The organism is Methylobacterium sp. 285MFTsu5.1 (assembly GCF_000383455.1).
GTDB lineage: Bacteria > Pseudomonadota > Alphaproteobacteria > Rhizobiales > Beijerinckiaceae > Methylobacterium.
Map to the genome: position 1 here is coordinate 198,595 of NZ_KB911273.1, position 6,854 is coordinate 205,448.

The 6,854-nt window shown below is 75.0% G+C and carries 6 protein-coding genes; 4 read left to right on the plus strand and 2 right to left on the minus strand.

The features are described 5' to 3' along the window. Positions 1-102: 102 nt before the first annotated feature. Positions 103-1,599: an Ig-like domain-containing protein gene (locus H288_RS0109545; RefSeq protein WP_020092362.1), complete on the plus strand. Its 1,497-nt coding sequence runs from the start codon at positions 103-105 to the stop codon at positions 1,597-1,599. A 10-nt stretch (positions 1,600-1,609) separates the two neighbouring features. Here H288_RS0109545 and H288_RS0109550 read toward each other — a convergent pair whose 3' ends face one another. Beyond that, complete coding sequence (locus tag H288_RS0109550) at positions 1,610-2,944, minus strand: PLP-dependent aminotransferase family protein (RefSeq protein ID WP_020092363.1); 1,335 nt, start codon at positions 2,942-2,944, stop codon at positions 1,610-1,612. 104 nt (positions 2,945-3,048) lie between these two features. Between H288_RS0109550 and H288_RS0109555 the strand changes: the two genes are divergently transcribed. The 3 genes from H288_RS0109555 to H288_RS0109565 all read left to right on the plus strand — a co-directional run bounded on the left by H288_RS0109555 (position 3,049) and on the right by H288_RS0109565 (position 5,562). Next, a complete protein-coding gene (locus H288_RS0109555; RefSeq protein WP_020092364.1) occupies positions 3,049-3,243 on the plus strand; it encodes a translation initiation factor IF-2 in 195 nt (64 codons plus the stop codon). A gap of 87 nt (positions 3,244-3,330) precedes the next feature. Then, on the plus strand, positions 3,331-5,253 hold the full coding sequence (locus tag H288_RS0109560) for an ABC transporter ATP-binding protein/permease (protein WP_020092365.1): 1,923 nt from the start codon (positions 3,331-3,333) through the stop codon (positions 5,251-5,253). Positions 5,254-5,325: 72 nt separating this feature from the next. Then, entirely contained in the window at positions 5,326-5,562 is a 237-nt protein-coding gene (locus H288_RS0109565) for a hypothetical protein (protein WP_020092366.1), read from the plus strand. A 60-nt stretch (positions 5,563-5,622) separates the two neighbouring features. Here the strand turns inward: H288_RS0109565 and H288_RS0109570 are convergent, their stop codons facing one another. Then, positions 5,623-6,528 carry an NAD(P)-dependent oxidoreductase gene (locus H288_RS0109570; RefSeq protein ID WP_020092367.1) on the minus strand — a complete coding sequence of 302 codons (906 nt, stop codon included), beginning with the start codon at positions 6,526-6,528 and terminating at the stop codon, positions 5,623-5,625. Positions 6,529-6,854 lie beyond the last annotated feature (326 nt).

Sequence of the window (6,854 nt, forward strand, 5' to 3'; positions counted from 1 at the left end):
GGGACCATGTACGGTATTATGGGCGGCGCCGTCGACGGCTTTTCGCGCGGGCGGACGGCCGCCCGCCGGGCGGCGGCAGGATGAGGGGAGGCCTTCGTGGCGATGTCGAGACAGGTGCGGCGCAGTCTCGCCCTGGCGCTGGCCGGCCTTCTCGGCGGACTGGGACTCGTGCTGGCGCTGTTCGGCGGCGACTCCTTGCGGCGGCTCACCGGCCGCGGTGGTCCCGAGCCGTCCGCGTCGTCGGCGCCGAGCGGCAGCCTGCGCAGCCTCGCCGATCCGGGCGCCCTGGCCGGCCGCGCCGACCCGACGATCGACTTCCGCGACGACAAGCCGGGCCGGGCGAGCCCGGCGCCGGGGGAGGGCCCCGTGGCGGCGCTCCCGCAGGCCCCCCGTGCCGGCACCCCCGGGGCGCCGCAGGCCGGCACCGCCGGGGCGCAGCAGGCCGGTCCGGGCCAGGACGCGCGCCTGCCGGATGCGGCTGAGGCGCCGCGCTTCGACATCGTCCGCGTCGAGCCGAACGGCGACGCCGTGGTGGCCGGCCGCGGCGCGCCGGACGCCGCGATCGAGATGCTGGTCGACGGCAAGCCCGTGGCCCGGGCGAAGGCCGATTCCAACGGTCAGTTCGCGATCGTGCCGCCGGCCCTGCCGACGGGCGCCAGCACGCTCCGCCTGCGCATGACCGGCGCGGACGGGCGCGCGTCCGAGTCGCAGCAGAGCGTCGCGGTGGACGTGGCCCCCGGCCGGGACCGCCAGCCCCTCGTGGCCCTGACCGCCCCGGACGCCGCGACCGTCGTGCTGTCGCAGCCCGGCGCGCCGGGCGCGACGGCCGACGCGAAGGGCGGCGCCAGATCCTCCGGTCCGGCTTCCGAGCCGGGTACCCGGGACGCCGACGCGGCGCGGGCCGGCCGGCCGGCCGGGAGCGGGGAGACCCGCGAGGCCGCGGCGTCCGGGGCGGGGCCGACCCGGATCGCCAGCGTGGACGTGCAGGGGAACGGCCGCCTGTTCGTGACGGCCACCGGCACGCCGGGGGCGCGGATCCAGCTCTACCTCAACGACACGATGATCGCCCCGGGCAGCATCGGGCCGGACGGCCGGGCGACCTTCACGATCGGGCGCGGGATCAAGCCCGGGCAGTACCAGGTGCGGATCGACCAGGTCGATCCGGCCACCGGCAAGGTCGCCAGCCGCGCCGCGGTCCCCCTGTCGGTGCCGGAGCCGACGCAGGTCGCCGCCCGGGAGACCGCCGAGTCCGGACCGTCGCCCGCCCAGAGCGGCGCGCGGGATCGCGCCGGCCCCGATCAGGCCGCGCGCGACGGTGCCGACCGGGACCGGCCGGCCGCGGCCTCGCCGCCGGCCGCCGTCTCGAACCCCCAGGCGGCCGACATGGCGGAGCCGGACCGGGTCGGCGCGGTGTTCGTGCCGGAGATCAGCACCGCCCGGATCACCCGCGGCGACAACCTCTGGCGGATCAGCCAGCGCACCTACGGCCGCGGCGAGCGCTACACGGTGATCTACGACGCCAACCAGAACCAGATCCGCGATCCGGACCTGATCTACCCGGGCCAGATCTTCGTGCTGCCCACAGACAAGCGCGGCTGAGCGGCGCCGCCTACTCCACCACTTGGTCGTCGCCCGCGAAAGCCAGCCGGCGCAGGCCGCGCAGCGCCCGGTCGAGCTCCTCCCGCGACGGCGAGGCCAGGGCGAGGCGCACCGCGTTCGGCGCGTGGCCGGGATGGACCGCGAAGGACGAGGCCGGCAAGAGGGCGATGCCCTGGCGCAGGGCCGCGGCCGCGTAGGCCTCGGCCCGCCACGTCTCGGGCAGTTCCAGCCAGAGGTGGTAGGCCTGCGGATCGCCCACGACCCGCAGGTCGGCGAGCGCGGCCCGGGCGAGGGCCTGCCGGGCCGCGGCGTCCCGGCGCTTGGCCTCGGCCAGCGCCGCCGCCGAGCCCCCCGCCATCCAGTGCATGCCGGCCGCGAGCGACAGGCCGAGCACCGTCCAGGCGCCCTGGCGGACGGAGGCGGCGAGCCGGTCGGTGAGGGCAGGCGGCGCGGCGATCAGGCCGACGGTCAGCGCCGGCATCACCCGCTTCGACAGGCTGTCCACGAAGATCACCCGGTCCGGCGCGAGGCCGGCGAGCGGCGGCGCCTCGGCGAGGAAGCTGTAGACCGCGTCCTCGACGGCGGTGAGCCCGGTCCGCTCCAGCACCTCCGCCAGGGCGGCCCGGCGCGCCGGCCCCATCGTGGCGCCGAGGGGGTTGTGCAGGGTCGGCTGGAGATAGACGCCGCTCAGCGGGGTCGCGCGGTGGGCCTGGAGCAGCGCCTCGGGGCAGACGCCCTCCGCGTCCATGGCGAGCGGGATCAGCGTGATCCCGAGCCGCGCCGCGATGCCCTTCACCCCGGGATAGGTCAGGGGCTCGCAGCCGATCCGCTCGCCGGGCGCCGCCAGGGCCGCCAGGGCGGCGGCCAGCGCCTGCCGGCCGTTGCCGGTGAACAGGATGTCGGCGGGATCGGGGGCGTAGCCCGCCCGCGCCAGGAACCCGGCGGCGATCGCCTGCGCCGAGGGCGTGCCCGCGGGCCCGTACTGGGTGAAGCCGATCTGGCCGTCGTCGCGGGCGAGCGCCGCCAGGGTCTCGGCCAGGACCACCTCCTGCTCGGGCAGGCGCGAGTGGGTCCGCTGCAGGTCGAGGGCGGCCGGGGGCGGCTCCGGGCGGAGCAACCCGGCGCGCCCCGGCTCGCTGCGGACGTAGGTCCCGCGCCCGACCTCGCCGGTCACCAGCCCCCGGCGGGCCAGCTCGGCGTAGACCCGGCTCGCCGTCGAGACCGCGATGCCCCGCGCGTAGGCGAAGTCGCGCTGCGGCGGCAGCCGCGCGCCGGGGCGCAGCCGGCCCACCGCGATGTCGGCCGCGATCGCGTCGGCGACGGTGCGGTAATCCGCGGGGCGCATAATTGCTCCGAGGTCAATGTTTCGATTGATCCGATCTTTGTATCGGATCAATGCTCCGCCAGCAATCCCGGCCGGACTGCCTTCCCGCCACCGGATCGTCTGCGATGCAAGCCGTCACCCTGTCCTCCTCGCCCGCCGTCACGCGTCCGACCGCGCGCCCGTCCCTGCTCCGCACGTGGCTGCAGCGGATCCGCACCCGCCGCGCCCTGGCGGCGCTCCACCCCGACCAGGCCCGGGACGCCGGCCTCGAGCCCTGGGACCTGCGCGCCGAGGTCGCGAAGCCGTTCTGGCGGGCGTGAGGCGGGGGCCTGCACGCAGCGCGGGTGCTCCGGCGCGGCAGCGGGCCTATATGCGGGACCAGGACATCCCGCCCCGCAGAACCCTTCATGACCGACAACACCGCGCCCGCGGCCGGGACGCCGATCCCGGCCGAGCGCCCCGGCCTGATCGCCACCTACCGGCGGCTCTGGCCGCATCTCTGGCCCCACGGCCGGCCCGACCTTCAGCGCCGGGTCTTCCTGGCCTTCGGCCTGCTGCTCGCCGCCAAGCTGGTGACCATGGTGACGCCGTTCACCTTCAAGTGGATCACCGACGCGCTGGTCGCCGCGGTCGGCGGCAAGGACGAGGCCGTGCCGACCGGCCTCCTCGCCGCGCCGATGCTGCTGATCGCCCTCTACGGCCTCTCGCGGATCGCCATGTCGGCGCTGACGCAGGTGCGCGACGGGCTGTTCGCCAAGGTGGCGATGCACGCGGTGCGGCGGCTGGCGCTCCAGACCTTCGAGCACATGCACCGCCTGTCCCTGCGCTTCCACCTAGAGCGCAAGACCGGCGGCCTGACCCGGGTGCTGGAGCGCGGACGCGCCGGCATCGAGGAGCTGTCGCGCCTGATGGTGCTGACCCTGGTGCCGACCATCGTCGAGTTCGTGCTGGTGCTCGGCGTGCTGGCCTACGAGTTCAACTGGACCTACGCGCTGACCGCGTTCCTGACGGTCGCCGCCTACCTGGCCTTCACCTACAAGGCGACCGAGTGGCGGATCGCGATCCGCCGCCGGATGAACGCCTCCGACACCGACGCCAACACCAAGGCGGTCGACTCGCTGCTCAACTACGAGACGGTGAAGTATTTCGGCGCGGAAGCCCGGGAGGCCGGCCGCTACGACGAGTCGATGGCCAAGTACGAGAAGGCCTCGACGCAGACCTACGTGTCGCTGGCGGTGCTCAATGCCGGGCAGGCGGTGATCTTCACGCTCGGCATGACCGTGGTGATGTGGCTCGCGGCGCGCGACATCCTGGCCGGGCGCACCACGATCGGCGGCTTCGTGCTCGCCAACACCATGCTGGTGCAGCTCGCGATGCCGCTCAACTTCATGGGCATGATCTACCGCGAGATCAAACAGGCGCTGATCGACATCGACGACATGTTCCGCATCCTCGGGCAGAACCCCGAGATCGCCGACCGGCCGGGCGCCGCCCCGCTCGCGGTCGCGGGCGGCACGGTGCGGTTCGAGGACGTGCGCTTCGCCTACAATCCCGAGCGGCCGATCCTGCGCGGCGTCACCTTCGAGATCCCGGCGGGCCAGACGGTGGCGGTGGTCGGGCCCTCGGGCGCCGGCAAGTCGACGCTCTCGCGCCTGCTGTTCCGGTTCTACGAGCCGCAAGGGGGCCGGATCAGCGTCGACGGGCAGGACATCGCCGCGGTGACGCAGGCGTCGCTCCGGGCGGCGATCGGCATGGTCCCGCAGGACACGGTGCTGTTCAACGACACGATCGGCTACAACATCCGCTACGGCCGGGCCGACGCCACCGACGCGGAGCTGCGGGAGGCGGCCCGCCTCGCCCAGATCGACCGCTTCGTCTCGGGGCTGCCGGAGGGCTACGACACCCCGGTGGGCGAGCGCGGCCTGAAGCTCTCGGGCGGCGAGAAGCAGCGGGTCGCCATCGCCCGCACGATCCTCAAGGCGCCGCCGATCCTGGTCCTCGACGAGGCGACCTCGGCGCTCGACTCCTTCACGGAGGCCGAGATCCAGGCGGCGCTCGACCGGGTCAGCCGCGGCCGGACCACCCTGGTGATCGCCCACCGGCTGTCGACGGTGGTCAACGCCGACGCGATCCTGGTCCTCGACCAGGGCCGCATCGTCGAGCGCGGCACCCACGCCGCGTTGCTGGAGGCCGGGGGCGTCTACGCGGCGCTCTGGGACCGCCAGCGGGAGGCCGACGCCGCCCTGGAGGTGCTCCAGCGCGCCGACGCGCCGGTGCTCCCGCCCCGGACGGGCCACGCCGCCGTGCCGGAGACCGAGGCCGCGGAGTGACCGAAAGGCCACACGCGGTCCGCGCAACGCGGCCGGGACGCAACCGGAGGCGGTAAGCGCGGTTCTGCGGTTATGCCGCACTTCTACCTGCACATCCGGGACGGTCAGTGGCTGGTCGAGGATCTCGACGGCGCCGACCTGCCCGACCTCGACGCCGCCCGCACCGAGGCCGAGCGCTCCGCCCGGGCGCTCTTGGAGATCCAGCGGGTCGACGGCGCGGTGCTGGCCGGGCAGGTCTTCGAGATCGCCGACGCGTCGGGGCAGGTCCTGGCGGTCGTGCCGCTGAGGGACGTGCTCGAGCTGCCGTAAGATCCAGGGCGCGGGCGGGCCGGTCGGGATCGACCGCCCGATGGCCGCTACGGCCGGCCCCTACGGCCGCGACCGCACACGGACCCCGAGCAGGTCCTCGAACGGCAGCACCATGGCGCCCTTGTCCCGGTCGCCGTGGCCCTGGCGCAGGGCGGTCTGGTAGGTGGCGGTGGCGGCCGCCGTGACCGGCATCGGGAAGCCGTTCTCCGCCGCGACCGCCGCGGCGGCGACGAGGTCCTTGTAGGCCGCCCCCATCGGGTAGCCCTCGTCGAACTGACCCCGGAGGATCCGCGGCACGAAGTACTGCGCCGCGTAGCTCTGGCTCGTGCCCGTCGTGACCACCTGGGCGACCTGATCCGGGTCGAGCCCCATGGCGACGGCCATCGGCAGCACCTCGGCCAGCGCCGCGATGTTGATGTCGTAGAGCACGTTGTTGATCGTCTTGGTGAGCTGGCCGGACCCGGCCGGGCCCATGTGCAGGATTGTCGTGCCGATCCGCTCCAGGAGCGGGCGCACCCGCGCGACCGCCCCGGCCGCGCCGCCGCACATCACGGTGAGCGTCCCGGCCTCGGCGCCGGCCGGCGCGCCGGAGACGGGCGCGTCGACGAAGGCGCGCCCGGTCGCCGCCACGGCGCGGCCGACCGTGAGGGCCTTGGCGTGCGCGATGGTGCTGAGGTCGACCACGACCGCCCCCGGGGCGAGGCGCTCCGCCAGGGCGCCGTCCCCGAGGAGGGCCGCCTCGACGGCGTCGCCGTTCGGCAGGCACAGGAACAGCACGTCGGCGCCGGCGGCCTGCCCGGGATCGGTGGTGGCGACGAGGCCCGGCGCGGCGAGGCCGGCGAGGCGCGCCGGGTCGGTGTCGATCGCGACGAGCGTCTCGGCGTCGGAGCCCCGCTTGGCCGCGAGGTTGCGGGCGATGGGGTGCCCCATCGCGCCGAGGCCGAGGAGGGCGAGGCGCGCGGCCATGCGGGTGTCCCTGTTCCGAGTGTCCGGGCGCCCCCTGTCCGTGCGGGGGAGGCGCCGCGCCAGCATGTCGCCGGACGGGGCCGTCTTCCAGCCCCGGCCCTGGAATTACGGCCGATGGCTTCTCGGCACCGACGTCCTTGCGAGCGGAGCGGAGCGGGCCAGGGTCGCGCCCCGCTCAACGACGTCGCGCGGCCCTGGGTCGCTTCGCTGCGCTCGCGATGACGGAGAGGGGCGTCGACCGGGGCGCGGCTCAGTTTTCCTTGACAATGTTCCTATTTTGTGCTTCCTGACCGCACCTGTCCGCGGCGGCCCGGGAGCGATCCCGG

Bases quoted from the DNA above. Each gene is read 5' to 3' on its own strand.
- H288_RS0109545 (WP_020092362.1), top strand. From the start codon at position 103: ATGTCGAGACAGGTGCGGCGCAGTCTCGCCCTGGCGCTGGCCGGCCTT.
- H288_RS0109550 (WP_020092363.1), bottom strand. From the start codon at position 2,944: ATGCGCCCCGCGGATTACCGCACCGTCGCCGACGCGATCGCGGCCGAC.
- H288_RS0109555 (WP_020092364.1), top strand. From the start codon at position 3,049: ATGCAAGCCGTCACCCTGTCCTCCTCGCCCGCCGTCACGCGTCCGACC.
- H288_RS0109560 (WP_020092365.1), top strand. From the start codon at position 3,331: ATGACCGACAACACCGCGCCCGCGGCCGGGACGCCGATCCCGGCCGAG.
- H288_RS0109565 (WP_020092366.1), top strand. From the start codon at position 5,326: ATGCCGCACTTCTACCTGCACATCCGGGACGGTCAGTGGCTGGTCGAG.
- H288_RS0109570 (WP_020092367.1), bottom strand. From the start codon at position 6,528: ATGGCCGCGCGCCTCGCCCTCCTCGGCCTCGGCGCGATGGGGCACCCC.